Genomic DNA, 25,850 nt, shown 5'->3' on the forward strand with positions numbered 1-25,850 from the left:
CTTCCCCACTTCCCCACCTCCCCCATTCATATAGCGGTGTGCAGTCGTATGAGGTACAGTGTCACGAGCTATAAACCATGCTAGGCAAAGCTTGGTTTGTATCTCACTCAAGCGCTTACCGCTATAATTCATAATTCATAATTCATAATTCCCACTCCCCCACTTCCCCACCAGCAAACCCTAGATATTTCGACAAAATTGCGATGCAGAACAACGATAAGGAAAAATTCTGCTATATTATCTGCTAACTCTCTAGAAAACCCAATTAGTTTAATAATCTTTTCCGGGTATCTGAGAAAAAAAATAGTTCATCCCTTTAAAATATGGTTTGAGGGAGATATTTAGTGATTGTGTGAGGCAATTTGTGGTTAACAAGACAAAATCAAGGCCTAAAAGTAGAAAATCAGGCAAATTAGCAGCTAAACCTGTTAAAAAGCGGCGATTGTCCGGTAAATGGTTCCTGACAGCCCTAGGCTTAACCGGCTGCGCCCTAGTTTCCGCTACGGCCGGCGCTATGTTGGCCGTGTCTCTCTCCTCCACACCTTTGCGACAAGCTGCCCTTAGTCCCGAAGAAGCCGCCGCTTTTAACAATCAGCAGGCCATATCCTATGAAAATCTGCAACTTCCCGCCCTCAACCGTCCCGTTAATATTCTGGTAGTTGGCGCAAAAGTGTTGACATCCGATGTCAAGGAGGCAGAAGCCCCAGATTTGGGTTATCATGCCCCGGTTAATTCCTTGGAGGGTTTAACCGATACCATGCTGTTACTGCGTTTTGACCCCCAAAGACAGAAGTTAACCATGCTTTCCATCCCCAGGGATACCCGCACCGATATCGAGGGTTATGGGGAGAAAAAAATCAATCAAGCTAACGCCCTCGGTGGACCTGCTTTAACGGCGGAAACGGTTAGTCATCTTTTGGACGGAGTCGCTATCGATCGCTATGTTCGCATTAATGTGCAGGGTGTGGAAAAATTAATTGATGCTTTGGGGGGGGTGACGGTATATGTTCCCAAAGACATGAAGTATAAAGATTTTAGTCAACACCTCTACATTGACCTGAAAAAAGGGGAACAACACCTCAACGGCGAGAAATTCCTCCAGTTTGCCCGTTTTCGTCACGATGCTAACGGCGATATCGGTCGTATCCAACGACAACAGGAATTAATGCGGTCTTTAGTAGAACAAACCCTAAAACCAGCAACTTTATTGAAAATTCCCGATATTATCGAGGTTATCCGCACTCATATCGATACTAATCTCAGTTTAGAGGAGTTACTCGCCCTAGCCGGCTTTGCCTCCAAAACTCAGCGCGCTGATGTGCAAATGCTACTGCTACCCGGAGACTTTAATGGTGATGGTCGGCAAGGGATCAGTTATTGGCTACCCAATCAAAGTAAAATTCAAGAGCTAGTGGCTCAACATTTTAACCACGGCTCTTTTATGGCTGACATTGAGGAAACGACGCAACCGAATCGCATAGCTGTGGAAGATAGCACCGATAATCCAGAAGCGGTGCAAACTCTAGTCAGATATCTGCGCTCATTGGGTTATGAAAATGTTTTTGTCTCTAAGTCTTCATCGCCAATTCTAGAAACTACCAAAATTATTGCTCAAAAAGGGGATAATTCCCTCGCTGCTGCCCTGCATAATAGCCTTGGTGTCGGGGAAGTTTTGGTGGAAAGTACAGGGAATCTCGCTTCTGATGTAACGATTAAAATTGGTCAAGATTGGCAAGAAAAATCAGCTAATCTTTCTGAGCTATCCCCTGGCAACTAAGAGAAAAATCAAGTTTATCTGAGTTAGGAGTTGAGTTACCCATTGACAAAAAACTCATCCATTATCAGTTATCATTGATTACTGATTGCTCACTGTTTACTTTTTACTGATTACTGATTACTGATTACTCTCCCATGACTCCTTTTGTTGAGAAACTAAAAACTCCTTTAACTAAGCAAAAAATCTCGGTTCTGCAAATTAATTTAGGGAAAAGATGTAACCTTGCCTGTAGCCATTGTCATGTGCAAGCTAGTCCAGTTCGCTCCGAAGAAATGACTCCAGAAGTGTGCGAACAAATTATCGAACTGATCGCAAGATTTCCCCAAATAAAAACCGTCGATCTGACCGGCGGTGCTCCTGAAATGCTCTACGGTTTTAAACCAATTGTGGAAACCTCTAGGAAAGCGGGGAAAGATGTAATTGTGCGCTCGAATTTAACTATTTATTTCGAGAAAGGATTTACTGATATTCCTGAATATTGCGCTGGCCATCAGCTGCGGGTGGTGGCTTCTTTACCCTGTTATCTTGCCGATAATGTGGATAAAATGCGCGGTCTGGGAGTCTATGATCGATCGATCGCCGCATTACAATGGTTGAACCGTCTTGGATACGCTCAAGAGCCGAATTTGATTGTGGATTTAGTCTATAATCCCCAGATTCCTAAGTCAGAGAATTTTTCTCTCACACCGGATCAGGTATCTCTAACACGGGATTACAAAAAGTTCTTGCAAGAACATTTTAATATTTCTTTTAACAATCTGTTTACCATCACTAACCTACCCGTCGGCAGGACGCGCTTCCATCTGGAACACCGGCAACTCTATCAACCCTATCTTCAATTCCTCGAAGACCATTTTAATGGCGATACTGTCGAACATTTGATGTGTCGTAATCAGCTTTCGATCGATTATTTGGGTAATATCTATGACTGTGATTTTAATCAGATGGAGGCTCTGGCTGCTTGCACCAGTCAAGGCCAAAAATTAACCCTGCCAGATTTATTACAAGCGGATAGTTTAGATGTAATTACGGAGGTACAAACCGCTTCCTATTGCTACGGTTGCACTGCCGGCAGCGGTTCCAGTTGTGGGGGAGCTTTGATTTCAATCTGAACAAGTGTACTGGATTGACAGCGCATCTCGGAAAATTTAGTACAAATGCTCGGACTAGCTCTCCCTGCTGCCAACTCGGGTGCTGTCTTAACGAGTAATCTTAGATAGTTAAAAGTTTAACCGATGATTAGGGACCAGAAAAAACCGCCGATTCGATATCTTGACGACTAAGGGAGTATTTAAAAGCGCGATTGATGTCACTGCCATCATTGGCTGCTCGAAAGTAACGAACGGTGATTTCTTCGATATCGAGGCAGATTTCCGCTTTCCATGTCGGTTTTTCCACAGTCCAACAGTGAACATTCTCGGTATTTTTCCGACAACCTAATTTAACTAGCCATGCTTCGATCGCCGGTAAGGGATGATTATAGAGGGGAGTATCAGCAGTGGGAATCTTCATCGCATCTAAATCAAAAATAATTGGGCTACAGTGACGGCATTCTCTCCTCGAAGCATAGCAATAATCACCGCTAGTAACAAGCAGCCGAGCAGGGTGAGTGCCAAGATAAACAAAGCAAAAATCTCTCCCGAAGATAGGGGGCGATCGGTCGGATCGAGATAGGCGCTACGATTAGCTATGGGTTCATCGCTATCCGGGATAGTTTGGATGACATTCCAGCGCGAGTAACCTATCTGTAAATCATACAGGGAACGGCGATCGGGATTACTCAGGGTGGCATAAGCTTCGTTAAGACGCTGGAATTTAACCGTTGCCACTTCGGGGCTGAGTTCGGTAGTATCAGGGTGATATCGTTTGCTCAGTTCCCGATAGGCGCGTCGCACTTCGATCACCGAGGCGCTCGGATGTAGCCCGAGAATGGCATAATAGGTATTGGCAAAGCGCGAGTTAGCGGCAATGACTCGCGGGGTGGTTGGGGAATTATCGCGCTCGAAGGTCACAAGATTTTTTACACTAAAAATTGTCTTAATATTTTAACTCTGTTGATCATGAAATCTCGTTATCGGCTGCGTCTTCGGATCTGTCTTGTCTTTCTTATTATGGCCCTGACGAGTTTGTCTCCTTGGCTAACCTCTAGCGCCTATGCGGGGATCGATGATGATCGCCTCGATGGTAATATTTTTGTGGTCTATGCGGGTAATGGTTCCCTCGTACCACCGCGTCTAAATTTAGCGGAAACTTTTCAACGGAAAATTCCAGCTATTATTGTCTATTATCTGGATGATAGTAGTGATTGTAAGCGATTTGCGGCGATTGTCTCCCGTTTTCAAGAGTTTTACGGTCGCGCCGCCAGTATTATCCCCGTTACTGTCGATTCTATCCCCTTAAAGTCTTCCTATCGTCCCGATGAACCGGGTTACTATTATCGCGGTGGGGTTCCCCAAACGGTGGTTTTAGACCAACAGGGTAAAGTGGTTTATGATGGTTTGGGCAATGTTAAATATGAAGATGTGGATGATGTCTTAAGAAAGGTTTTTGATCTTTTGCCTCGATCGCAATCGGTAGAGTTAAAAAGACGCTCTTTTAACGAGTTTAACGCTGAATTGCGCTAGTCACCTCTTTTTTATCCTCAATTGAACCAAAAATAATCATTTAGAGATGCTGTCAGCAGCGTCTCTATCTTGTTTTTAGCAACAATAAAATTATTTACTTATTGCTTTTATTATCATTTAAGATTTATTTTAACCAATAAATGCTAGGCAATTCAGATTTTATCTGGAGTAAGTAGGTAGGCGTTAAAAGTTATCAGATGCCCCTCTTATTAAGGGAGGACTAAGGGGGGATCGGCACCCCCCTTATCAAGGTTCGATCCCCCCGCCTACCGGCACCCCCCTTATCAAGGGGGGCAGGGGGGATCGAACCTAAAATCTATCTTCAATTTAATTATAACCAGCTACTTAACATTTAAAAAATATTAGCAACAGTGTCAGACTGGAAAAAGTTTGCTAACCTGATTATATTGAGAACAATAATCATTCTTATAGGTGTGGGAGACAGCAATGAAAATCAAGCAAAATTTCCTAACAGCAGCGATATTACTGGGTTTTTCCAGTCCGGTACTGGCTAATAGTCTCGAAAACCTCTCTAGTAACCCCATGGCACAGGTAACAAGTGTCAATCAATTGCGGGATGTTTCTCCCACCGCCTGGGCGTTCGAGGCCTTAAGAAGTCTCGTGGAGAGGTATGGTTGTATAGTAGGTTATCCTGACCGCACTTTTCGCGGTGAACGCGCTTTAACTCGTTGGGAATTTGCCGCCGGGTTGAATTCCTGCTTAAATACCCTAGAAAGATTGATTCAAGAAGGAGTGGCGGTATTAAAAGAAGATCTAGACAAAATCAAGCGATTAGTCAGCGAATTCGAGACCGAATTAGCGGCATTGGGTGCTAGGGTTGATAACTTGGAAAATCGAGTCGCTTTTCTGGAAAATAATCAATTTTCCACCACAACTAAATTAACCGGGGAAGTGGTGATGGCATTATATGGGGTAGCCACAGGAGAAAAAAACGGTGGTGAAGGGATTGCCCAAGTGCCAGCTTTTGGTTATCGGGCCCGTTTAGAATTAAATACTAGCTTCACAGGCAAAGATTTACTCTATACCCGTCTAGCAACGGGAAATATTGCCGATTTAGCCGATACTACGGGAACTTTTGAAAGTACCTTAGCCTTTACCCAACCGGACGGCAACGATTTACTACTAGAAGTTTTAAACTACAGTTTCCCCGTCACAGAAAATATCTACCTCTGGTTAGAAGCGACGGGAGGTGCTAAAGATGACTTTACCAATACCCTCAACTTTTTGGATGGAGATGGTGCTAGTGGGGCGCTTTCCACTTTTGGTACTCGCAATCCCCTTTATTTTGCCCCCGGACAAACTGGACTCGGTTTACAGGGTAATTATGGCGCTTTGCAATTCAGCGCCGGTTATCTTGCTGGGGATGCTAACGATCCTAACCCGGGTGCGGGTTTATTTAACGGTTCCTATACTGCCCTAGGGCAGCTGGGTTATGTTCCAAACGAGAATTTTGGCATTGCTTTATCCTACTTTCATGGTTATAACCAATTAGATACGGGAACGGGAAGCCAGCGCTCGAATTTCCGATTTTTCACCGAAGAACTATTCGGGGAGGCCGTGCCGACAATTAATAATAGTTTGGGGTTACAATTTACTTGGCGAATTGTCGATGGTTTTGTCCTCGGTGGTTGGGGTGGCTATACAAAAGCTATCACCCTTAGCACCTTAGATGGACAACTAGAACGCGGAGATTTAGATATCTGGAATTGGGCGGTAACTTTGGCTTTTCCTGATTTATTTAAGGAAGGAAATACGGCGGGTGTTATTGTTGGTATGCAGCCTTGGGTATCTAGTTCTAGTATTAGATTAAATGATGGCAGTTCCACCAATGATCCCGATACTTCCTTTCATATCGAAGGATTTTATGAGTGGAAAATCACCGATAATATTGCCCTTACTCCAGGGGTAATCGTGATTACTTCTCCTAACTCAAATAACAACAATTCCACCTTAGTTATCGGTACTATTCGCACGACTTTTACGTTCTGATTTGTCTAGGCAGCCGGTCAGAAATAAAGATAAAGTATGACGGGATTTAACATCATTTCTCGACGACTGGCTGCCGTTCGGACATTCCGCACTCTAAACTAACTGAATGAAGGGGCATTTATGGTATTTTTAGAGAAAATTTAGCCTATTTTTGTGGGTTACTTTTTAATGGCGATACAATGAAGTTACTGCCACTTAATGAAACCTCTATGAGCCTCATCCTTCCCTCTGAACTTCTGCAAACAGTACAAATGACTGAAGCTCAAATGCTCACGGAAATCGCTATCATGCTTTATCAGCAGCAACGTCTTCAATTTGAACAAGCAGCTGAACTAACGGGAATGGCGATCGATGATTTCTACCAATTGCTAGTATCGCGTAATATCCTCACTCCACCCACTGACCCCGACGACGAACCAAAAGAACTCATCCTCACCAGTCTTTGTATTTCTCTTCAGCAAGCTAAAGAAGGCAAAGTACATCCCATCTCTGAACTCTGGGATGGCATAGATGACTGAAGAAATTCCTCCTATTAAAATCCTTTTCTCCGATCAATTCAAGGATCGACTTCGCATCCTCGCCAAACGCTATCGGAGCATTCGTACTGACCTACAACCTCTAATTGATGACCTTCAGATAGGCAAATTCATCGGCGATCAAATACCAGGAATAGGCTACACTGTCTTTAAAGTTCGCCTCAAAAACAGTGCTATTCAAAAGGGCAAAAGTAGCGGCTATCGTGTTATCTATCAACTTAAAGACAATAGTTGTATTTTGATGCTCCTCATCTATGCCAAATCTGACCAAACGGACATCCCAGCGCAGCAAATTCAAGACATCATTAATAAGTTTGAAAATTTTTAGAAGTATTAATAGATGCCAAAAACAAACCCCCTCAAGATTGAATGAAGGGGCATTTATGGTATTTTTAGAGGCAATTTAGCCTACTTTTGTGGTTGCTTTTTCAGTGGATTTAGAGGGTTTTAGTTGGCGCTTGAGGGTTGAAGCTGCTCCTAGTGTGCCGAGAGCGAGGAGGCCGAGGATGGCGGATGGTTCAGGAACAGAGGTAGTGTTGCCTAAATTGTAACGAAAAGACGCGCTTGACAAGGCGGTATTAGCATCGCCTGAGCTAGGATAAGCAGGGCTACTGGCAGTGACATACTGAAAAGGAGTAAAGCCAATATTGCTGACGTTGCCCCCCGTAGGAAGCTGCCCACCTTCACCATAAGGATCGCCGAATTTTTTCAGGCCGTATGCAATTACCGAGTAATTGCCCGGTGCTAAATAGATAGGGTTGGTAAGGGCTTTGAAGCGAAAGGAACTTTCTAGTGAAGCGCCAGTGCCGCTGGCGATATTGACCGAACCGCCGGTGATGGCTGAGACATTGGCGTTCGCTGCCCCTGCACCTGAGTTGATTTTAAACAGGGTTACATCATGTGGGTCTACCAAGCCATTCCCGCCCAAGTCGAAAACGCCCAAGTCTATGACAGTGATGCCTGACCCAGTGACGGTAAATTGGCGACCAATGTTGACTGGCCCGTTGCCGAACGGAAATAGTCCCTGAGTTGCGCCAACACCGCCATAGGACAATATAGCAGCCTGTGCAGTCCCAGTTACCGCCAGACTGATGAGTATTACCCCACCTCCCACAGAGTTTTTGACAAGTTTTGCCAATGTCATGCCTAAATTCCTCTTAAAAAATGTATTTTGACCTTGAGAGGCCAGACATAACAATACACATTCCCCCCCCCACAACTGTATTAAAAGCTACAATTTAATAAAGTCTTTATATTTCTCTCCCCTAACCAGCGATCGAGATTTTGGGGTTTTTGGGGAGTTCAAGAGCTTGGAATTGTACAATAAGGTTGTACAAGTCTCCCCTAAAAATCATGTTAAGCAAAGAAACCACCTACTCTCAGGCGAGAATGAATTTAGCTAGTCTCTTAGATCAGGTGTGTGACGAATCTCAAATTATCGTCATTAAGCGTCGCAATCAGAAAAATGTGGCTTTAATTGCTGAAGATGAGCTTTCCAGTTTATTAGAGTGTGTTTATTTACTGCGATCGCCAGAAAATGCCCAACGCTTATTTCGCTCTTTAGCATGGACCCAGACAGAAGATGCAACTCCTCAAACATTAGCTGAATTGAAAGAGGAGTTAGGAATTGACTCCTAAAAGAGAAAATAAGCCAGATAAACCTAAAAATAATCCTATTCATGGTTATTTCCCCGTTTTTAGTCCTGATTTCAAAGCAGATTTAGCTTGGTGGTATCGGAACGAACCGAAAAAAGGCGATAAAATTTTAGACTTATTGGCAGATATTTTGGATGGCGATCCGTTTACAGGATTTGGTAAACCCGAACCTCTTAAGTGTATTGCTGCCGATACTTGGTCACGACGGATCGACTTAGAGCATCGTTTAGTTTATAAAGTCACAGGAAATAAGGTTTATTTTTTACAAGCTCGCTATCATTATCAATCAGGCTAAACTCAGACAAACCCATCAAGAACTGTTACAGCCCACATTCCGTACTAAAAAACAAGGACAAAGAAAATAAGAAAAACGGCTCTCTCGGATTTGGTGGGTAAAATGTATTCTAAGATACATTTCTCCTAGCGAGGGGGTGGAACGAACCACAAAGACACAAAGGACACAAAGATTGATCGATCATATAGTAAGTTAAACTTATCACACAGACCACTAGAAGAGCCAATCTAAAAATTTTGTTGGGTAAGACTTTTAGACCTTTTGGAAATCAAAAAGTACTGGGCATGGGAGTGATCAGGGGGAAAATTCAGGCACTTTTTCCCTGAAAATTAGGTAATTAGCCACCTTAAAACCAGTAAAACCCCACACCCCACATCCCACACTCTGCCCCCAGGAAAAACTCTTTTAGCAGACCCTAATTAATTAATACCAATAACTAGAACTTTGTTGGGGCTCAGGGGCAAAAGCTAACCAGTAAGGGAATTGTAAAAGAGCGAAATTGAGCCTTTCTTCGGTATCATCTATGATAATGAGCGGTGAATACTTATCCTCGATTAAACGTTCCGCTTTTTGAATTAAAGCTTCCGGAGACTCAAAGAGAACGATGCCGCGGTCTGGTCCAAAATCGGCGCGGGAAATGCCGAGACAATCTTGGAGACCGCGCCGCCATTCGCCTAAACGTTCGGGACTATTAGCCAGAACGAGAGAACGGAAGCGATCGCCCTGTAATTCCGCCATAATCGAGATAATTGCCGAAGCCACCAGAATATTCTGGAGACGGCTGCCCATACCGCGAACCGTACCCCGGCCCCCCTGTTTAAAGAACCACTGTTGCACCCGTTCGGCGTGAATTGGTTCAAAAGTGCGCCGTAATTGCCAAGGGGGACCGTAATAGTCAGGACGACTGCGATAACGGTCTAAAAGAGTTTGGATGCGCTGATTTTGCTCAGAAAAGCCCTGTCTGGGGGTAGATTGTCCCACTGGTTCCGATTCATAACCCGAACGGTTAGAGCGACGGGGTTCTTGCCAATTATCCCGGCCCTGGTTACTGCTGCGGGGGGGACGGGGACTTTCTTCGCGATCATCCCGGCCTTGACTGCCACGGGATGGACGGGGGTTTTCCTCCCGTTCAGTCCGCAGGGGAGGTTCCACGGGTCGGGGGGATTTTTCGGGGGTTTCAAAACGGGGTAATTCCAACTGTTCGGCAGCCGCGGCCAAATCCTGTAAACTGCCCACCAGATAGTCTTTAAATCCCTGAACCCGCACGGCTAGTTCCTGGGAGACTCCGGCGAAATTACTCCGCATTTCCTGCCGAATCCGCTCACGACGGCGTTCTAACTGTTCGATCGCCACTTCTAAAGCCTGTTTGCGTTGTTCTAGGTCTTTTACGCCTTCCTTGAGCATTCTTTCGATTTGAGCTTTGATATCCCCCAATTCCTCGGCGATCAAGCGTTCTTTTTCCGCTTTTAATGCCGAGATTTCTGCCGCTAGGCTCTGTTTTTGCCGTTCTAGAGCCTCGATTTCTGCTCGTAGGGGTTGCGCTTGGGCTGCGGGAACTAATTCGCCTTCGGGGACGGTTTCCGATGGCAGGGGATTCTCTACTGGGCGATCGTTCCAGAGATCATCAAAACTAAATTCTTCGACAGATTCATTGGGTAAGTCTGTCATTTTGTCAAGGGGTAAAACATTAAAATCTTCTGAAGTCATCGGCTTTAGAAATGCAGAGCGAACAGAGGGCCAAGGCAGGTAATTAAGCAAGTGGTTCTAATTAATAGACGATATATCTTGCCTTTGATCCCCCCTGCCCCCCTTAATAAGGGGGGTGCCGATAGGCGGGGGATCCCCCCCTGCCCCCCTTAATAAGGGGGGTGCCGATAGGCGGGGGGATTTGACAATTTTTAACACCTACCTACTTAAGACGCTATTAGCTAGATTTCATTTTATCTCAATCTTAGTTCGCTTCTGAGTCGATCGCCTGCGATGCTGCTAAAGGACAGTATTTTTCGAGACACAGTCTCAGGGTTGCGCTGTCAAAGATAATGGGCAAAAAATGAATGCTGTTAATTTCTTTGAAATAAAATAGGATTGGGACTTTATTCCAGAAAATCCGCCAATTTTGCCATTCTTGGTAGGGAAAGGAGCGAATTTGTTGCCCAGATAGATAGACATCTAGGGAAGTGGGGGTAAACTGGAGACGAATGCGGGTAGTCTGGAACATCAAGAATAGTCCTAACAGGGAGAAAATTATGCCGAGCCAGACCTGTAAAAAGAGTAAAGGCAGCGATAAAATTACCAAAAACAGGGGAATTCGATAGTTAGGAGCCAGTTCGATCGTTCCTGTTACTTCTTGCGGGGAAATAGTTTTCATCGGGGTCCCTATCGGCAGTCAGCCAAAATATCTTCGCTTCTAGTTTATCCCATTGTTTTTCGATAGGCGATCGAGATAATCGAGACTCGATCGGCGATGATCTGGAGGTGTCATGGCATTGTAGAAAGAGACTTTACCCCCATAGGCGCGCCGGAGATTAAAATCAGTTAAGACCTTAGATCGTTGATCGGCGAGGATCAATTCTTTATTTAAGAGGATTAAATCAGCAAAATGGGTGATAGATTCGCCTAAATCATGGTTAACCACCATGACAATTTTATTTTCTTGGGCTAACTCACCAAAGATATTAAACAGAATCCCCTCGGTTTTTTGATCTACCCCAACGAAAGGTTCATCAAAACAGAAAATCTCCGCTTCTTGGGCCAAAGATCTGGCTAAAAAGACTCTTTGCTGTTGTCCTCCCGACAACTGACCGAGGGGACGATGGCGTAAATCAGCCATTTCCACCCGTTCTAGGGCATTTAAAGCCTTTTGACGACTAATATGGGAAAAAGGACGAAACCAACCCGTTTTTCTGACTCTCCCCATCATTACCACATCCCAAGCGGTGACGGGATAGGTCCAGTCGATTTGAGATCTTTGGGGAACATAAGCGACTTTATCGAGTTGTTGCTGTAGAGATTGCCCTTGATAGTTAACGCTTCCCTGTTGTACGCGAATTAATCCTAGCATGGCTTTGATCAGGGTACTTTTGCCCGCACCGTTGGGACCGATAATACCGGTTAATCGTCCGGGATGAATTTTCAGGGTGATATCCCGTAGGGCCTCCACGCCGCGATAATATACTCCCAGATGACTAACTGTAATTGTCCTTTGCATAGTTTTTACCCCGAGTCTCCAGTTCTAGCATAACTAAAAATGAGACAAATATGAAGCAACCATGAAAAGATTATGAAAGATAGCTAGGGTGAGATCAATCGCCACTCAGTAAAGCTTCCACGAATTCGTAACTGGAAAAAGGCCGCAGATCCTCGATTCCTTCCCCGGCGCCGACAAAGCGAATCGGGAGGTTAAGCTGACGCGCTACGGCAAGGGCAACACCCCCTTTAGCTGTACCATCGATTTTAGTCAGGATCACGCCGCTTAATTGGGCAGCTTCCGAGAAGACTTCTGCTTGTCGCAGGCCGTTTTGTCCTAAAGTGGCATCGAGAACTAGAAGGGATTCCACCACGGCACTCTCGGCTTTTTTGTCGATAATGCGGCGAATTTTGCTTAATTCTGCCATTAAGTTCTTTTTATTCTGCAATCTTCCCGCCGTATCCACTAAGAGTAATTCTACCTCCCTGGATTTAGCGGCCTCGATACCATCGTACACCACGGCGGCTGGGTCGGTATTTTTGCCCGGGTTGGCAATGACTTCGACTTGCGATCGCTCTCCCCAAACTTTCACCTGTTCCACGGCAGCGGCACGAAAGGTGTCGGCAGCGGCAATTATACAGCTATAGCCAGATTGTTTAGATAAATGGGCTAATTTGCCGATAGTCGTTGTTTTACCGACTCCGTTAACTCCTGTGAGCATCCAGATATTTAATTTGCCCTTTTCTGGCTCAAAACCAGGGTTGCTATAATTGGCTAAAGGTGCATCTAAAATCTCGCGGATAATTTCTTTGAGATATTCGATCGCTTTTTCGGGGGGCAGAGCTTCCTGTTTTAGCTTATTTTGGAGGGTAGTGATGATATAATCGGTGGCATCTACCCCCACATCGGCCTGAAGCAATAAAGCTTCGATTTCCTCCACCGCGTCTTGATTGAGGGGACCCTGACCGACCACGGCCTTAAGCTGATTGACCAAGCTGCGGCGCGTTTTGCCTAAACCCTGACGCAATTTTTTTAACCAGGTGATTTCTTCTTCCGAAACGTCCTCTGCTTGTCGTCCCTGATTGGCTAAAACTTTGGCCGACCAGATAAAGTCCTCATCTGGTTCTGTGGGGGTTTCGATGGCGGTTTCTTTGAGAATTTCGAGGCGATCGGATTTTTTCAGCCATGCGGGGGTATTATCCTCGGTTTCTTCTTCTTTAACTGGTTCTTGCTCTTGCGGAGGTTCTGTTTCAGCAATAGATGTTTCAGGGGTTTCGCTCACGACGGCCTCGGCCGTGGCTTTTTTCTCTTGAATATTTTTAAAGGCTTTTTTGGCCCAATCTAAATACTCTTCCTGACTGGTTGTCTCGCTGGGGGTTTCCTCTACGGGTGCGGGGGGTGCTTGTTCTTGTTCGGGTTGGACTTTCTGACGACGGAACCAGTTAAACATAGGAGAAACTAAACATAAAACTATTTATCTAGTTTATCTTAACCCTTGAAGTGAGCAATTTTGATAGTTAGATTTTTAATTATGGATTTCTTCGCATTTTTTGCCAGAGATTAAGGAAAAAATGATAGCCTTGCTCAAGGATAACTTTATCTCTTTTTAGGGAAATGCTGTATCCTAGAAAATAGAATAGGAAGGAGAGTCAAAAATGTTAAGCGCTACCGAAACTAAATATTATACTCCCGAAGAATATCTAGCTCTGGAGGAAACGTCCGAGGATAAACATGAATATCGTCAAGGAGAAATTATCCCAATGGTAGGAGCCACCACTAATCATAATCAGATTTGTCTAAATTTTTGCCGTAATTTTCCCTTAAATATCAATAATCAAGATTATTATACTTATATGGAAACGGTGCGTTTATGGCTGTCAGATTATAGTATTTACACCTATCCCGATGTGATGGTGATTAAAGGTCAACCTCTCTATCAAGGGAATAGTCAATCTAACGTGATCAATCCTTTAATTATTGTCGAAGTTCTCTCCAATTCTACCCAAGCTTATGATCGAGGGGATAAGTTTAAATTCTATCGTTCCTTGCCAACTTTTCAGGAATATATTCTGATCGAACAATCTAGTTATAGTGTGGAACGTTACTATAAACAAAAGGATGATCAATGGTTAATTGATTTCGTCACTGGGGAAAATGCAGTTTTACAATTGGTGTCGGTAGATTGGCAGATTTCTTTGCAAGATTTATATCAAAGAGTCAATTTTGACCTAGCAGAAACCTAAAATTAAGAGAAAGGTGAAAAAGAGTCGCTGTCAAGAAAATCGTCATCTCAAAATAGCCAACTTTTTTGGTATAATAGACGGACTACTATATGTTAAATCTATGGACGCTCTAGATTTTTCCGATCAACTACAATGGACCGCAGAAGCAAAAGCAAAACTGAAAAATATTCCCTATTTCGTTCGTTCCCAAGCGCGTCAAAGGATAGAAGAATTAGCTCGTCATGCCGGTTCCGATCGAGTTACCGTGGAAATGGTAGAACAGGCTAGAGTAGAATTCGGACAGTAGATTTTTAGCCGCCAATTTGGGACATAGTACGGGTATAAATGCCGCTTGATGTGCCGGAATCACGCAGTTTAAAGTTTATTTCTGCTTTCAGTTCTATTAATCCCCGGACTCTTTCCCTGATTTCTGCTGGCGAAATTCCCTGACGGAGGGCAGTTTTTAGGTCAATTTGTCCAGTTTCGTTGAGGAGACAGGGACGCAACCAACCATCGGCCGAAAGACGTAGGCGGTTACAGCGATCGCAAAAACACTCCGACATCTGACTAATAAAGCCAATTGTACCCTTAGCCCCCGGAATTTGAAAAACATCGGCTGGACCATTTCCCCGCACTTGACCCTCATTTAAGCCCCATTTTGCCCGAATTCGCCCCCTTAATTCCTCGTTCGCAATCCAAGCTTTTTCTTGAAATAAATCACCGTTACCGATGGGCATAAACTCGATAAAACGGACGTGCCAACGCTTCTCGATGGTCAAAGCCGCTAAATCCTCCACTTCTGCCTCATTTATCCCCGGAATCACCACCACATTCAATTTTAAGGGGTCAAAACCCACTCTCTGGGCCGCTTGAATACCTGCCCAAGTTTTTTGCCAACGACTCCGGCCGCGATTACCGATAATTTTATCGAAAGTGTCGGGGTCGAGGGAGTCTAAACTGATATTAATCCGTCTTAGTCCGGCCTCATACAACATTTCGGCTAAATTGTCAAGTAAATAGCCATTAGTGGTCAAGGCTAAATCGCTAGTAGCAGATAAAGAGGCGATATCGCGCACAATCTCCACTACTTCGGGATGTAAGAGAGGTTCCCCACCAGTAAGGCGAAATTTGCGGAAACCGAGGGGAATAAAGACATTTTTGACTAAAGTAAGAATTTCCTCCCGGGTGAGTAAGTCTTGCAGTCGAACATAGGCCAATTCTGCATCTTCAGGCAGACAATACTGACAGCGAAAGTTACAGCGATCGATTAAACTAATCCTGAGATAGTCGATTTGGTTCATGTTCACGGGGCAATACTGTCATAAAACTTCATGAATTTATCATAACAATTTCGGCTCGATCGATATATAGACATCGGGCCAAGTTTCCAGAAAACCACGGCTACATCTAGATTTTAGTCTATGATGACAATAGATTTAGTCAATGGCAAGAGCCAATAATGATTGGTAAATTTGATAATTTTTCTTGATTGTACTTAACCAAAAAGGTCAGCTAACACCGGCAAGAAATATTAAACAATCCTCTAGATATGGACAAACAGAATACTATCTAAATTGAGCGAGCCAGTAATGCTATGATCAAAAATTAATTATCTTGAGATGGTAATTTGTGTGATGTTACCTTTTTTACTACCCATTGCCCAAACTCCCCCTAGTGTAGAAATAATTCGACCAGCGCAGGTGCGTCCTTTACCGAATCAACTAGATCAAGTTCCCGTTTTTAATAGTAATAGTCCCGAATTATTGCTAGGAGAAGGGATTTTGCTTTCAACTTTTCCCCCTCAAGAAAAAAGATTTCCCTCGGCCCATTTAAATTATGCTTTTCAGGGACGCTTTGATATCTTTGCACACCACGTAGCGAGAGGGAGTTTCCCCGATAATTTACGCACCCTTTATCTGGGTGTATTACTCCACAATCCCAGTCCTAATCCCGTGACCGTTAAAATTTTGCAGGGGGCCAGTTATTTGAGTCAACCCGATGCAGCTTTTATCGATTTACCGGCACAAGTGGAAAATAATCAGGGGACGGTTTTTGCTGGGCCGGGAAGTCGGGTAATGGGGGATATTTTAATGGGGCAGCGTCAGGATATTTTTCCCGATAGGATTATTATTCCCCCCGGGGAGAGTTTTATGGTCTTAAATGCGGCGATTCCCGTGCGCGATTTGACTCCACCCTTAAACGGGAGATCCACTTATCTCCGTCTGGAAAGTGACGGTCTTCTCTACGCTGCTAGTTTAGCTCTTTATGCACCCCTAGATGAAAATGGGCAGGAAAGACCACCAAATCTGACAGAATGGGAAAATTTGCTAGAAAAAGGCGATTTATCAACTCCGCGCGATCGAGCGCCCAGTCCTCCCAATAGTCAAGGACAGATAATTTATGGACGGGTAGCGGGGGTGTCTCAAGGTTCAGCTTGGCCAGCCCGATTGGTCGATCGAGCTTCTTTATGGTTAAATATTCCTGATTCTGGTCAATCTATAGCCTATGGGATTAGCACCCTACCTGGGGGCAAATTGGGAACGGAACAAAATCAAAGTGCTAGTATGTTAGTTCGCTATCCCGATACGGCCTATCAAGCTCATGGTAATTACGGTGTGGAATATAGGTTAAGTTTACCTCTATTTAATCGAACTGATGAGGCGAAAACGGTGACTATTGCGCTAGAAACACCGATTAAAGAGGATTTTATTGGGCAGGGTTTGCGTTTTCTCGATCCGGCTGCCCCACAAGTGTTTTTTCGGGGAACGGTAGCCGTCAATTATAGCGATGATCAAGGACAGGCACAAAGCAGATTTTTCCATCTCGTCCAAAGACGCGGACAAGAGGGAGAATCTTTAGTGACTCTGACTATTCCTCCAGGGGATTGGCGTGTAGTACAAGTAAATTTTTTATATCCACCAGATGCTACTCCTCCACAGGTTTTAACGATTAAGACCGAGTAGAACAAGTTTAAAATTGACCGTTAACGATCGCAATATTCCATTGACCGTCTTGGTTGGTTTCAAAGGCAATTTGGCGACCATCACCGCTAATGGTGGGATTGCGGACGCTTCCCCGCAGGTTAGCGGTTAACAGGGTTACACGGGACCTGGAACGATCATAAACCATGACATCACTTTTACCCCGTTCGCTGGAGATATAGGCAATTAAACGACCGTCAGCATTTAAAGATGGCTGATCTTGGCTAGAATCGCCACGATTTAGGTTAGGAAGATTAACTAAGCGCTTTTCTTGCAGATCGAATAAATATATACTACGACGACCGGAGCGATCGGAAGCGAAGGCCAAATAGCGACCATCAGCACTATAACTGGGGAATTGATCGGGAGCAAAACTATTTAAACCACCAGCGGGAACTTGAGGAGTGATCAAAAGAGGGGAATTACAGCCACTTATCCCCGATAACAGCCCAAAAGAGGCCAAAAATCGCCCCAGCCAGACAAAAAATTTTTTTTCTTTCATCTTGACTTTTGACCCCAAATGTGCTAGTAACTTTCTTCCTTGCCGACGGTTTTGAGGGTAAGTAGTTGATTGCCTTGACTGAGACTATCGGCGATCGCTTCTCGAATCGGTAGGTCAATACTGGTTTCTGCGAGGATTTCTTGGGCTTTTTGCCGCAAATCTGCCCCGGTATCGGCATCTACTTGGTCTAGATCGAGTAATTCTTGCGATAGCTGTTCGATCGAATTCGGGTTAGTCATAGCTCAGGCTCCCAACAAGCTTAATTACAATCCCATGGTAAAGATGGTCCGTCTCTAATTGGGGATTTTTTGGCTTTAATTCAGGATTGATAAGCTGTTCGTAATTTAAATTGCTTGTTGAGATCAGGCGGTCGGCAGGAGGCAGGAGATTATTTTTATTTATTCTCCCCACTTCATAATTCATCATTCATAATTCATCATTCCCTCTCTCTCAAAAAAATTTTCCCAGAGGTGCTTGACATAACCCTGATGATGAAGTTACAATTGGAATTGTCGCAAAAATGGGATTGTAGTTCAATTGGTTAGAGCACCGCCCTGTCACGGCGGAAGTTGCGGGTTCGAGCCCCGTCAATCCCGTAGAAATTTAGGTTAGAGTCACCCAAGGCCAGTTAGTAAACCTCTGGCATGGTTGATTTTTCAGGGTTCAAAAATGGCGAAAATAAGGATTAAATGCCATAAAATCTGTAAATAGACCATTTAATTGATTATTATTCATTTTTAATTCTCCTGACTACTGGCTCCTGGCTACTGACTCCTAAACCTAACAGCAATTTTTGATTTTTACAAGAGTTCCATCCTGTGAGCAGTAGGATGAATAAACAGTATCCTACTGCCTAGATTGGTTCTAATTTACCGATAAACCAGCATTAGCTTGAGTATAATCGGGTAATTCAATCTTTACCGGTTGTACCCGCCAGATTTCCTCGCAATATTCCCGAATCGATCGATCGCTAGAGAATTTACCCATGCGGGCTACATTAAGAATCGCTAAACGACTCCAATGTTCTTGATCTTTATAGGCACGACCGACTCCTTCCTGACAGTCGATATAGGATTGATAATCGGCCAGTAACATATAGGGATCATTGTAGATAAGATTATCCACAAGCGGGCGGAATAAACTACTATCACCCCGGCTAAAAAATCCCGAACCAATGAGGTCTAATACTGCCCGCAATTCTTCGTTATGGTAATAGTATTCTTGGGGATTATAACCAGCGGCTTTCTTAGCATAAACTTCCTCGGTTGTCAAGCCAAAAAGAAAGAAATTTTCTGCTCCCACCTCTTCACGAATTTCGATATTTGCCCCATCAAGAGTACCGATAGTTAAGGCACCATTCATGGAGAATTTCATATTACCAGTTCCCGAAGCTTCTTTCCCAGCAGTGGAAATCTGTTCGGACAAGTCGGCAGCTGGATAAACCCGTTGACCGAAGGTGACATTATAATCGGGTAGGAAAACCACTTTTAAACGTCCTCCAATCGTCGGATCATTATCGATCACTTCTGCCACAGAATTAATCAATTTAATGATTAATTTCGCCATAAAATAACCCGGGGCTGCCTTACCACCAAAAATAAAAGTACGGGGAGTAATATCGAGATTGGGATTATTTTTGAGGCGATGATAGAGACTGACGATATGTAAAACGTTGAGATGTTGCCGTTTATATTCGTGAATGCGTTTTACCTGCACATCAAAGAGGGTACTAGGATCAACTTTAATGCCGACTTTTTTATCGATATAATTGGCTAAATCTGCCTTAATATCGTATTTAATTCGTCGCCAAGAATCCCGAAATCCTCCATCATCCACATAGTTTTCTAACCCGCGTAAATCCTCCAGATGCTTAATCCAATTTTGGCCGATTTTTTCTGTAATCGCAACAGTCAAGCGGGGATTACTAGAAACTATCCAGCGTCGGGGAGTAACTCCATTGGTTTTGTTACTAAACTTTTCGGGAAAGAGTTCATAGAAATCGCGCAGAACATCTTTTTTCAGTAATTCTGTATGGAGGGCTGCCACCCCATTAATTGCCTGGGAACCCACACAGGCAAGGTGAGCCATACGAACGTATTTTTCGCCGCTTTCATCGATTATAGATAAACGGGACATTTTGCCGTCATCATGGGGATAAATAATGCGAATTTTATCCAAGAAACGATGGTTAATTTCGTAGATAATTTCCATTAATCGCGGTAAAAGACGACCAAAAATACTCAAAGGCCATTTTTCTAAAGCTTCTGGCAAAAGAGTATGATTAGTATAGGCGAAGGTATTTTGAGTAATAAACCAAGCTTTATCCCAATCGAAATGATGCACATCAATTAACAAGCGCATTAACTCAGCTACCCCGACGGAAGGGTGAGTATCATTCAATTGTACCGACCATTTTTGATGAAAATTATCGAGACTGGGGTTCTCATGTAAGTGAATACGAATCATATCCTGTAGGGAACAGGAAACAAAGAAATATTGCTGTTCTAAACGTAGTTCTTTGCCTTGAATTGGTTCATCGTTAGGATAGAGAACTTTACTGATATTTTCCGAGTGAACTTTATTATCCACCGCACCATAATAATCGCCGCGATTAAAGCGACCAAAATCAAAAGATTCACAAGCTTCTGATTTCCATAGACGCATGGTATTAGCGGTGTTAACTCGATAGCCGAGAATTGGGGTATCGTAGGGAATTCCTTTGACTACATAATCGGGAATCCAACGACTGCAATAATTACCATTTTCGTCGGTATAGGATTCGGTATAACCGCCAAATTTTACCTCTACTCCCGCTTCCGGTCGGGCAATTTCCCAGGGATTTCCATACTGTAACCACTTATCGGTTATTTCTACCTGCCAACCGTCGTGAATTTCTTGATCAAAGATACCAAATTCGTAGCGAATACCGTAACCAATAGCCGGAATTTCTAGGGTAGAAAGGGAATCGAGATAACAGGCAGCTAAACGACCTAAACCACCATTTCCTAACCCCGGTTCTTCTTCCTGGGCAATTAATTCTTCTAGTTTTAATCCCGATTCGCTGACAGCTTTCTCCACCTGTTCGTAGATACCGAGATTAATTAAATTATTGGCCAAATGGGGACCAACTAAAAATTCGGCCGAGAGATAACAAACGGTTCTGACATCTTTTTTTAGATAGGTTTGTTGGGTGGTTAACCAACGCTGCAATAAACGATCGCGGATAGTATAAGCTAAGGCCATGTAAAGATCGTTTTTGCTGGCTAATTCTGGTAATTTACCTTGAATATAGAGCAAATTATCCCTTAAAGCCCGTCGGATAGTTTCTGTGTCTAATCCTGTTCTATCATCTTCGATGATAATCGGACAAACAAAAGTTGACTCTGTAGATGGATCCATAGGAGTGTTTTTACTGAAGATTGGCTGCTCTCAGTCTAAGATAACCCGCCCTCAAATTGTATCAAGAAAAGCTTAAATCTTGACTAAGATTAAGGTATAGTAATGACAGAGTTAAGGTAATTAAATTTCAGTTACCGATAGGAAGCGAAAACAGGGGAAAGTTTGAGTAATGGGTGCTTTTGTGATGGTTGGAACGGGTTTTATCGGGGCGATAATCTTGGGAAAATCGCCCTCTATACCCCTTGATGGCGTGAAAATGTCAAAACAGTCCATGTACTAAGATTACTCGAAGGCAGTGCAAGAAACTGGGCTTACCGCAATCGCCGATTAGACAAGCTTTAGCCGATGCCATCAATTGGTTTCAAACCAATGGAGACATTACTTATTAAGACTGAGTAGGAAAGGAAAAAATGGTCTCAATTGTGCTGAAATGCTTAAGTAGTTAGGTGTTAAAAGTTGTCAGACACCCCCCTTATCAAGGTAGTAGGGTTGATTCATGAATCAACCCTACTATGAATCAACCCTAGGGGCAGGGGGGATCAGACGCAAAATCTATTTAATAACTCATCTAGGAAAACCTGTTCTTGCTAAAATAACTCCAATTTTAAGCGCAATCATTCCCCCAAAAACACTGCCGAGCCAATAAATTAAACCGAAAGTTAAGTTTCCCTGCTCTAAAAACTTGTTAGACTCCAAACTATAGGTAGAAAAAGTCGTATAGGAACCACAAAAACCCGTGGCAAGCATCAATCCTAATTCTGGGGCAATTATACGAATATTTTCCTTAACCATAGTAAAAATATAGGCAATAATTAAACAGCCAGAAACATTGACAAAAAATGTCCCAAAAAATCCCCATTCTTGACCGAAAATACTGTCAATTAATTCTGCGATATAAAAACGACTTAAAGCCCCAAAAATAGCCCCAATCGCCACGAATAAACCATAACGACCCCTGAAAAAATTCATGCTGTCTCTCCTGCCGTTAAATAGTCAATAAATTGGAGAATTAACCTAGAAAAACTTGGGCAATAGCTGCCCCGATTCTCACGGCAATTAATCCTAAAATGATACTAGCAACGGCAAAAAAAAGACTGAAAAAATTTTGCTGATTGCGCCAGAGGATCAGGATATCTAAACTATAGGTAGAAAAGGTGGTATAAGCTCCTAAAAATCCCGTTCTCACCGTTAAATCCAGTGCGTGGGAATAAAAGGTAAAACTGGGTAAAATAGCCCCAAAAAAGCCGATAGCTAGACAGCCAGTTAAATTAATAATAAAGGTTCCATAGGGAAAGCGCAAGCCGAATTTCGCTTTTGTCCATTCGGTAATATGATAACGAGATAACGCCCCCGGAACTGCTCCTGCTACAATTGCGAAAACATCGTTCAAATCTGACATTGTTTCTGATTTTTTTGCTATCTTTGCCTAGGCTCTATGATATAGCGTTTTTCAGTCTGATGAGGTACAAAAGTTATGGGTTTTAGGCAAAAGGCAAGAGGCAAAAGGCAAAAGGGAAGAAAAATAGGCGTACCTCACTAGCTTAGGAAACGCTATAATTGATGCGGTTATCGATCGCATTGCCCATATTTTCAGGTGTGTTATTGTTGAGGACAACCCTCTGATTTTAAAATAGAGGTATGAAAATTCAACCGCGTAAACGTTTTGGACAACATTGGTTAAAAGATGAATCGATACTCGATCGCATCATCGGCGCTGCTGATTTACAATCAGAGGATCGGGTATTAGAAATCGGTCCTGGTACAGGCATTTTAACCCGTCGTCTTCTCGATGGCGCTCAATTGGTTGTCGCTGTAGAAATCGATCGAGATCTATGGACAATTTTAAATAAAAAATTTGGCCAACAAGATAACTTTCATCTCATCCCAGGGGACTTTCTTACCCTTAAACCCGAGCAACTGCCGCCAGTTAATAAGGTAGTGGCTAATATTCCCTATAATATCACCGGTCCGATCCTGGAAAAGCTGCTCGGTTCAATCGCCCATCCCTTCACCCCCCCTTACGAGAGTATTACCCTCTTAGTCCAGAAAGAAGTCGCCGAAAGATTAGTCGCTGTCCCCTCCACCAAAGCTTACAGCGCTCTCAGCGTCCGCATTCAATACCTTGCCGATTGTCGATGGATTTGTGATGTCCCCCGGCGAGCCTTTTCCCCACCTCCCCGGGTGGATTCGGCGGTAATTCAGCTTTTACCCCATGTTTTGCCCAATAATGTCAATAATGCGGCCTTTTTGTCCACTTTAATTAGCTGGGGTTTTGCCAACCGGCGCAAAATGTTACGCAATAATCTAAAAAATTGTCTAGATAGCGATCAATTAAGCCAAATCCTGACACAATTAGAGATTAATCCCCTCGCTCGCGCCGAAGATCTCAGTTTATCGCAATGGATTGACTTGGCGGAAAAATTAGATCAATTGCCAAAATTTTAGAATTTTTTTCTTGACAAATGCACAGTTATACCCTTCTAGCCCCCGCTAAAATTAATTTATATCTAGAAATCGTTGGCGATCGCCCTGATGGTTTCCACGAGTTAGTCATGGTGATGCAGACGGTGGCATTATGCGATCGCATCACTCTCCGGCCGAACGGATTACAGGAATTCCGCCTCTTTTGCTCTCATCCCCTCGTCCCCCAAGATAGCAGTAATCTCGCCCATCGCGCCGCCACTTTGATGGCGAAGGAATTCCCCCGCCTCTTTGCCAATTACGGCGGCATCGATATCACCATCGAGAAACATATTCCCGTGGCTGCCGGTTTAGCGGGGGGATCCACCAACGCGGCGGCGGTGTTAGTCGGCATCGATTTAATCTGGGAATTAGGCTTAACCCATCCGGAATTAGAAACTTTAGCGGCAAGATTGGGATCGGATACTTCCTTTTGTGTGACAGGAGGAACGGTTATCTGTACGGGAAGGGGAGAAATTCTCGATCCTATCGCTCCTCTGACTGGATTATGGGTGATTTTAGCCAAATACGATCATTTATCCGTTTCTACACCCTGGGCCTACCAAAGCTATCGGCAAAAATTTCAAGATACCTATCTGTCTTCTCCAGAGGAGTTCCATCACCGTCGTCAGCAGGTGAGTTCCGGGGCTTTGGTACAAGCGATCGCCCAGAAAAAACCAGCCGCTATCGGCAAATTTATCCATAATGACCTCGAAAAGGTGGTTTTACCCGAATTTCCCCTCGTAGCCGAGTTAAGACAGGTTCTAGGGGATTTAGGCGGCTTGGGAACGATGATGTCGGGATCTGGCCCGACGGTTTTTACTCTCTGTTCATCTCAAGAAGTGGCGGAAACTATCGTTAAAGAGGCCCGGGAAATTCTCGTCGCTCCCGATCTACAATTTTGGATAGCTCCAATCACCGATACAGGCATTCAAGTGACTTGAGAAAATGACAATTAACGTCCTGTAAAAATCAAAAATTGTTGTTAGGGTTAGGAGTCAGTAGCCAGTAGTCAGGAGTCAGGAGAATTAAGAATGAATAATAATCAGTTAAATGGCCTATTTACAGATTTTATGCGATTTAATCGCTATTTTTGACGTTTTTGAACCCTCAAAAATTGATTATGCAAGAGGTTTAATTAGGGTTTGCTGAAAAAGTTTGTTGGTGGGGTTAGGAGTCAGGAGTCAGGAGTCAGGAGTCAGGAGTGGGTCGTTTCAGGCTTTGTTGTTCTCTTTTTTTGTACCAGTTTCTGTACTTAAAGAATGATAGTGCAAGGTTTTTGAATATCCCAATCCTATTTTCGCAGCATGAACATCGGATTTTAACAGGTCAAAAGCCTTATTTTAAAAGGGTTTTACCATTATTCAGCAAACCCTAATTAACCGCCTTTACCAAGATAACCAAACTCGCGGAATAATTGCCTCTCGATCGCTCATTTCTCGCCTTAAAATTTGCCAAACCTGCTGAAACCATTGTCGCACTTCACCGCTAGAATTACCCCGATAACGACATAAAAGACCATCTCCTAAAGTGCTAGTAACTCCCATCTCTCCTTCTAGGGAAAAATCTCTCACTTTCTCGATTAAATCTCTTCCCACCGGTTGACCGATATAAACTAAAGTACCGATCATGGCACTATCATTTAAACCAGAAAATCCCTCGATCATTTTACCACCTAACAGGTAGGAGCGATCGAGCCATAAAGGTTGTCCCGATCGCCAAATTTCCCAATTAGAATGCCATTCTCCCGCTAAAAACTTCTCACCTCGCGCACTGCGACCAAAACGGGTAATTTCCCATCCCAACCAACTGCTATTTTCCCCTAAATCCACTCGTAAATGTTGGCGAAATACCGCACCATTAAAGATAATTGTTTCTTGGGGTAGCCATTCTAAACCAGCATTGTCATCGATTTTAATCTCGATTAATTGCTGTGCCATCTGACCGTTACTCTGGTAAACTTTCCCAGCAGAAGCAGTGGTAATCAGGGCATTAGTAGAGGCTTGGAGATGAATTTTTTGTTGAAGAACATCACCGCCAACTATTCCCCCCGCCGTGTGTAAAATCACCGTATGACAAAGATTTTTTCCTTCGGGATAAAAGGGTCTTTGTACTTTTAAAGGAGCGGTAGCATAGACGTGATTAATCTCGGTTGCGAGATTTTTTTGCTTGTAAATTAGTTCTAGGTTTCCCTGCCACAT

At 43.6% G+C, this 25,850-nt stretch carries 28 protein-coding genes, 1 tRNA gene and 1 pseudogene; 15 read left to right on the forward strand and 15 right to left on the reverse strand.

What is annotated here, in order from left to right; all coding sequences use genetic code 11:
• The first annotated feature begins 364 nt into the window (after window positions 1-364).
• Together IQ234_RS08305 and arsS are read left to right on the forward strand one after the other, a co-directional pair.
• On the forward strand, window positions 365-1,777 hold the full coding sequence (locus tag IQ234_RS08305) for an LCP family protein (protein ID WP_193956745.1): 1,413 nt from the start codon (window positions 365-367) through the stop codon (window positions 1,775-1,777).
• Window positions 1,778-1,911: 134 nt separating this feature from the next.
• A complete protein-coding gene (gene arsS, locus IQ234_RS08310) occupies window positions 1,912-2,889 on the forward strand; it encodes an arsenosugar biosynthesis radical SAM (seleno)protein ArsS (RefSeq protein WP_193956746.1) in 978 nt (325 codons plus the stop codon).
• A 127-nt stretch (window positions 2,890-3,016) separates the two neighbouring features.
• On the opposite strand, the gene IQ234_RS08315 is transcribed toward arsS, so the two are convergent.
• Window positions 3,017-3,289, reverse strand: coding sequence for a DUF3143 domain-containing protein (locus IQ234_RS08315; protein WP_002770501.1), 273 nt, complete (start codon window positions 3,287-3,289; stop codon window positions 3,017-3,019).
• Window positions 3,290-3,294: 5 nt separating this feature from the next.
• Window positions 3,295-3,789: a J domain-containing protein gene (locus tag IQ234_RS08320; protein ID WP_002751861.1), complete on the reverse strand. Its 495-nt coding sequence runs from the start codon at window positions 3,787-3,789 to the stop codon at window positions 3,295-3,297.
• 48 nt (window positions 3,790-3,837) lie between these two features.
• On the opposite strand from IQ234_RS08320, the gene IQ234_RS08325 reads away from it, so the two are divergent.
• From IQ234_RS08325 to IQ234_RS08340, 4 genes are all read left to right on the forward strand, one after another.
• Window positions 3,838-4,401 carry a thylakoid membrane photosystem I accumulation factor gene (locus IQ234_RS08325; RefSeq protein ID WP_193956747.1) on the forward strand — a complete coding sequence of 188 codons (564 nt, stop codon included), beginning with the start codon at window positions 3,838-3,840 and terminating at the stop codon, window positions 4,399-4,401.
• A gap of 447 nt (window positions 4,402-4,848) precedes the next feature.
• Window positions 4,849-6,411, forward strand: a complete 1,563-nt coding sequence (locus tag IQ234_RS08330; protein WP_193956748.1) for an iron uptake porin — start codon at window positions 4,849-4,851, stop codon at window positions 6,409-6,411.
• Window positions 6,412-6,590: 179 nt separating this feature from the next.
• Window positions 6,591-6,929 (forward strand): UPF0175 family protein, encoded by a 339-nt coding sequence (locus IQ234_RS08335; RefSeq protein ID WP_193956749.1) that lies wholly within the window; start codon window positions 6,591-6,593, stop codon window positions 6,927-6,929.
• Complete coding sequence (locus IQ234_RS08340; protein ID WP_193956750.1) at window positions 6,922-7,275, forward strand: type II toxin-antitoxin system RelE/ParE family toxin; 354 nt, start codon at window positions 6,922-6,924, stop codon at window positions 7,273-7,275. Before IQ234_RS08335 ends, IQ234_RS08340 begins: the two co-directional genes overlap by 8 nt.
• Before the next feature lie 75 nt (window positions 7,276-7,350).
• Here IQ234_RS08340 and IQ234_RS21075 read toward each other — a convergent pair whose 3' ends face one another.
• Window positions 7,351-8,091, reverse strand: a complete 741-nt coding sequence (locus tag IQ234_RS21075; RefSeq protein WP_228008427.1) for a PEP-CTERM sorting domain-containing protein — start codon at window positions 8,089-8,091, stop codon at window positions 7,351-7,353.
• 209 nt (window positions 8,092-8,300) lie between these two features.
• Here IQ234_RS21075 and IQ234_RS08350 point away from each other — a divergent pair, with 209 nt between their 5' ends.
• Both IQ234_RS08350 and IQ234_RS08355 read left to right on the forward strand, forming a co-directional pair.
• Window positions 8,301-8,585 carry a type II toxin-antitoxin system Phd/YefM family antitoxin gene (locus IQ234_RS08350; RefSeq protein WP_190537957.1) on the forward strand — a complete coding sequence of 95 codons (285 nt, stop codon included), beginning with the start codon at window positions 8,301-8,303 and terminating at the stop codon, window positions 8,583-8,585.
• Window positions 8,575-8,898 (forward strand): Txe/YoeB family addiction module toxin, encoded by a 324-nt coding sequence (locus IQ234_RS08355; protein WP_193956751.1) that lies wholly within the window; start codon window positions 8,575-8,577, stop codon window positions 8,896-8,898. The genes IQ234_RS08350 and IQ234_RS08355 overlap by 11 nt, the downstream gene beginning before the upstream one ends.
• Before the next feature lie 423 nt (window positions 8,899-9,321).
• Here the strand turns inward: IQ234_RS08355 and IQ234_RS08360 are convergent, their stop codons facing one another.
• From IQ234_RS08360 to ftsY, 4 genes are all read right to left on the reverse strand, one after another.
• Window positions 9,322-10,605 (reverse strand): DUF3086 domain-containing protein, encoded by a 1,284-nt coding sequence (locus tag IQ234_RS08360; protein ID WP_193956752.1) that lies wholly within the window; start codon window positions 10,603-10,605, stop codon window positions 9,322-9,324.
• Between the two features lie 244 nt (window positions 10,606-10,849).
• Entirely contained in the window at window positions 10,850-11,266 is a 417-nt protein-coding gene (locus IQ234_RS08365) for a DUF3119 family protein (RefSeq protein WP_002788145.1), read from the reverse strand.
• A gap of 39 nt (window positions 11,267-11,305) precedes the next feature.
• Window positions 11,306-12,106: a metal ABC transporter ATP-binding protein gene (locus tag IQ234_RS08370; RefSeq protein ID WP_193956753.1), complete on the reverse strand. Its 801-nt coding sequence runs from the start codon at window positions 12,104-12,106 to the stop codon at window positions 11,306-11,308.
• Window positions 12,107-12,200: 94 nt separating this feature from the next.
• Window positions 12,201-13,535 (reverse strand): signal recognition particle-docking protein FtsY, encoded by a 1,335-nt coding sequence (gene ftsY / locus IQ234_RS08375; RefSeq protein WP_193956754.1) that lies wholly within the window; start codon window positions 13,533-13,535, stop codon window positions 12,201-12,203.
• 205 nt (window positions 13,536-13,740) lie between these two features.
• Here ftsY and IQ234_RS08380 point away from each other — a divergent pair, with 205 nt between their 5' ends.
• Window positions 13,741-14,328, forward strand: coding sequence for a Uma2 family endonuclease (locus IQ234_RS08380; RefSeq protein WP_193956755.1), 588 nt, complete (start codon window positions 13,741-13,743; stop codon window positions 14,326-14,328).
• 100 nt (window positions 14,329-14,428) lie between these two features.
• Window positions 14,429-14,614, forward strand: a complete 186-nt coding sequence (locus tag IQ234_RS08385) for a PCP reductase family protein (RefSeq protein ID WP_002751785.1) — start codon at window positions 14,429-14,431, stop codon at window positions 14,612-14,614.
• A 4-nt stretch (window positions 14,615-14,618) separates the two neighbouring features.
• On the opposite strand, the gene moaA is transcribed toward IQ234_RS08385, so the two are convergent.
• Window positions 14,619-15,608: a GTP 3',8-cyclase MoaA gene (gene moaA / locus IQ234_RS08390; RefSeq protein ID WP_193956756.1), complete on the reverse strand. Its 990-nt coding sequence runs from the start codon at window positions 15,606-15,608 to the stop codon at window positions 14,619-14,621.
• Between the two features lie 318 nt (window positions 15,609-15,926).
• Between moaA and IQ234_RS08395 the strand changes: the two genes are divergently transcribed.
• Complete coding sequence (locus IQ234_RS08395; protein ID WP_193956757.1) at window positions 15,927-17,270, forward strand: DUF3370 domain-containing protein; 1,344 nt, start codon at window positions 15,927-15,929, stop codon at window positions 17,268-17,270.
• A 7-nt stretch (window positions 17,271-17,277) separates the two neighbouring features.
• Here IQ234_RS08395 and IQ234_RS08400 read toward each other — a convergent pair whose 3' ends face one another.
• From IQ234_RS08400 to IQ234_RS08410, 3 genes are read right to left on the reverse strand one after another with little or no spacing between them, the layout of a single operon-like run.
• Complete coding sequence (locus IQ234_RS08400; RefSeq protein ID WP_193956758.1) at window positions 17,278-17,790, reverse strand: TolB family protein; 513 nt, start codon at window positions 17,788-17,790, stop codon at window positions 17,278-17,280.
• A 23-nt stretch (window positions 17,791-17,813) separates the two neighbouring features.
• Entirely contained in the window at window positions 17,814-18,029 is a 216-nt protein-coding gene (locus IQ234_RS08405; protein WP_002737387.1) for a hypothetical protein, read from the reverse strand.
• Window positions 18,022-18,216: a hypothetical protein gene (locus IQ234_RS08410; RefSeq protein ID WP_193956759.1), complete on the reverse strand. Its 195-nt coding sequence runs from the start codon at window positions 18,214-18,216 to the stop codon at window positions 18,022-18,024. The genes IQ234_RS08405 and IQ234_RS08410 overlap by 8 nt, the downstream gene beginning before the upstream one ends.
• A gap of 96 nt (window positions 18,217-18,312) precedes the next feature.
• Between IQ234_RS08410 and IQ234_RS08415 the strand changes: the two genes are divergently transcribed.
• A tRNA-Asp gene (locus tag IQ234_RS08415) sits at window positions 18,313-18,386 on the forward strand.
• Window positions 18,387-18,654: 268 nt separating this feature from the next.
• On the opposite strand, the gene IQ234_RS08420 is transcribed toward IQ234_RS08415, so the two are convergent.
• Window positions 18,655-21,189 carry a glycogen/starch/alpha-glucan phosphorylase gene (locus IQ234_RS08420; protein WP_193956760.1) on the reverse strand — a complete coding sequence of 845 codons (2,535 nt, stop codon included), beginning with the start codon at window positions 21,187-21,189 and terminating at the stop codon, window positions 18,655-18,657.
• A 214-nt stretch (window positions 21,190-21,403) separates the two neighbouring features.
• Here IQ234_RS08420 and IQ234_RS21740 point away from each other — a divergent pair.
• Window positions 21,404-21,578, forward strand: a pseudogene (locus IQ234_RS21740) (dihydroflavonol 4-reductase); the annotation flags it as partial.
• Window positions 21,579-21,753: 175 nt separating this feature from the next.
• Here IQ234_RS21740 and crcB (IQ234_RS08430) read toward each other — a convergent pair.
• Together crcB (IQ234_RS08430) and crcB (IQ234_RS08435) are read right to left on the reverse strand one after the other, a co-directional pair.
• Window positions 21,754-22,158 carry a fluoride efflux transporter CrcB gene (crcB, locus tag IQ234_RS08430; protein WP_193956761.1) on the reverse strand — a complete coding sequence of 135 codons (405 nt, stop codon included), beginning with the start codon at window positions 22,156-22,158 and terminating at the stop codon, window positions 21,754-21,756.
• 40 nt (window positions 22,159-22,198) lie between these two features.
• Window positions 22,199-22,588: a fluoride efflux transporter CrcB gene (crcB, locus tag IQ234_RS08435; protein WP_193956762.1), complete on the reverse strand. Its 390-nt coding sequence runs from the start codon at window positions 22,586-22,588 to the stop codon at window positions 22,199-22,201.
• A gap of 239 nt (window positions 22,589-22,827) precedes the next feature.
• On the opposite strand from crcB (IQ234_RS08435), the gene rsmA reads away from it, so the two are divergent.
• A complete protein-coding gene (gene rsmA, locus IQ234_RS08440) occupies window positions 22,828-23,634 on the forward strand; it encodes a 16S rRNA (adenine(1518)-N(6)/adenine(1519)-N(6))-dimethyltransferase RsmA (RefSeq protein WP_193956763.1) in 807 nt (268 codons plus the stop codon).
• A gap of 17 nt (window positions 23,635-23,651) precedes the next feature.
• Window positions 23,652-24,593 carry a 4-(cytidine 5'-diphospho)-2-C-methyl-D-erythritol kinase gene (gene ispE, locus IQ234_RS08445; RefSeq protein ID WP_149973361.1) on the forward strand — a complete coding sequence of 314 codons (942 nt, stop codon included), beginning with the start codon at window positions 23,652-23,654 and terminating at the stop codon, window positions 24,591-24,593.
• Window positions 24,594-25,037: 444 nt separating this feature from the next.
• Here the strand turns inward: ispE and IQ234_RS08450 are convergent, their stop codons facing one another.
• Window positions 25,038-25,850 (reverse strand): urease accessory protein UreD, encoded by an 813-nt coding sequence (locus IQ234_RS08450; RefSeq protein ID WP_193956764.1) that lies wholly within the window; start codon window positions 25,848-25,850, stop codon window positions 25,038-25,040.

This window comes from Microcystis aeruginosa LEGE 91341, from assembly GCF_015206885.1.
GTDB classification, from domain to species: Bacteria; Cyanobacteriota; Cyanobacteriia; order Cyanobacteriales; family Microcystaceae; genus Microcystis; species Microcystis aeruginosa_H.

Excerpts from the sequence above, each read along its gene's own strand:
- ftsY (WP_193956754.1), bottom strand. The coding sequence starts at position 13,535 with ATGTTTAACTGGTTCCGTCGTCAGAAAGTCCAACCCGAACAAGAACAA.
- IQ234_RS08450 (WP_193956764.1), bottom strand. The coding sequence starts at position 25,850 with ATGTGGCAGGGAAACCTAGAACTAATTTACAAGCAAAAAAATCTCGCA.
- IQ234_RS08385 (WP_002751785.1), top strand. The coding sequence starts at position 14,429 with ATGGACGCTCTAGATTTTTCCGATCAACTACAATGGACCGCAGAAGCA.
- IQ234_RS08370 (WP_193956753.1), bottom strand. The coding sequence starts at position 12,106 with ATGCAAAGGACAATTACAGTTAGTCATCTGGGAGTATATTATCGCGGC.
- crcB (WP_193956762.1), bottom strand. The coding sequence starts at position 22,588 with ATGTCAGATTTGAACGATGTTTTCGCAATTGTAGCAGGAGCAGTTCCG.
- IQ234_RS08420 (WP_193956760.1), bottom strand. The coding sequence starts at position 21,189 with ATGGATCCATCTACAGAGTCAACTTTTGTTTGTCCGATTATCATCGAA.
- rsmA (WP_193956763.1), top strand. The coding sequence starts at position 22,828 with ATGAAAATTCAACCGCGTAAACGTTTTGGACAACATTGGTTAAAAGAT.
- IQ234_RS08315 (WP_002770501.1), bottom strand. The coding sequence starts at position 3,289 with ATGAAGATTCCCACTGCTGATACTCCCCTCTATAATCATCCCTTACCG.
- IQ234_RS08330 (WP_193956748.1), top strand. The coding sequence starts at position 4,849 with ATGAAAATCAAGCAAAATTTCCTAACAGCAGCGATATTACTGGGTTTT.
- IQ234_RS08335 (WP_193956749.1), top strand. The coding sequence starts at position 6,591 with ATGAAGTTACTGCCACTTAATGAAACCTCTATGAGCCTCATCCTTCCC.
- IQ234_RS21075 (WP_228008427.1), bottom strand. The coding sequence starts at position 8,091 with ATGACATTGGCAAAACTTGTCAAAAACTCTGTGGGAGGTGGGGTAATA.
- IQ234_RS08405 (WP_002737387.1), bottom strand. The coding sequence starts at position 18,029 with ATGACTAACCCGAATTCGATCGAACAGCTATCGCAAGAATTACTCGAT.
- ispE (WP_149973361.1), top strand. The coding sequence starts at position 23,652 with ATGCACAGTTATACCCTTCTAGCCCCCGCTAAAATTAATTTATATCTA.
- IQ234_RS08350 (WP_190537957.1), top strand. The coding sequence starts at position 8,301 with ATGTTAAGCAAAGAAACCACCTACTCTCAGGCGAGAATGAATTTAGCT.
- IQ234_RS08340 (WP_193956750.1), top strand. The coding sequence starts at position 6,922 with ATGACTGAAGAAATTCCTCCTATTAAAATCCTTTTCTCCGATCAATTC.
- IQ234_RS08360 (WP_193956752.1), bottom strand. The coding sequence starts at position 10,605 with ATGACTTCAGAAGATTTTAATGTTTTACCCCTTGACAAAATGACAGAC.
- IQ234_RS08365 (WP_002788145.1), bottom strand. The coding sequence starts at position 11,266 with ATGAAAACTATTTCCCCGCAAGAAGTAACAGGAACGATCGAACTGGCT.
- IQ234_RS08410 (WP_193956759.1), bottom strand. The coding sequence starts at position 18,216 with ATGATGAATTATGAAGTGGGGAGAATAAATAAAAATAATCTCCTGCCT.
- IQ234_RS08395 (WP_193956757.1), top strand. The coding sequence starts at position 15,927 with ATGGTAATTTGTGTGATGTTACCTTTTTTACTACCCATTGCCCAAACT.
- IQ234_RS08380 (WP_193956755.1), top strand. The coding sequence starts at position 13,741 with ATGTTAAGCGCTACCGAAACTAAATATTATACTCCCGAAGAATATCTA.
- IQ234_RS08325 (WP_193956747.1), top strand. The coding sequence starts at position 3,838 with ATGAAATCTCGTTATCGGCTGCGTCTTCGGATCTGTCTTGTCTTTCTT.
- crcB (WP_193956761.1), bottom strand. The coding sequence starts at position 22,158 with ATGAATTTTTTCAGGGGTCGTTATGGTTTATTCGTGGCGATTGGGGCT.
- IQ234_RS08400 (WP_193956758.1), bottom strand. The coding sequence starts at position 17,790 with ATGAAAGAAAAAAAATTTTTTGTCTGGCTGGGGCGATTTTTGGCCTCT.
- arsS (WP_193956746.1), top strand. The coding sequence starts at position 1,912 with ATGACTCCTTTTGTTGAGAAACTAAAAACTCCTTTAACTAAGCAAAAA.
- moaA (WP_193956756.1), bottom strand. The coding sequence starts at position 15,608 with ATGAACCAAATCGACTATCTCAGGATTAGTTTAATCGATCGCTGTAAC.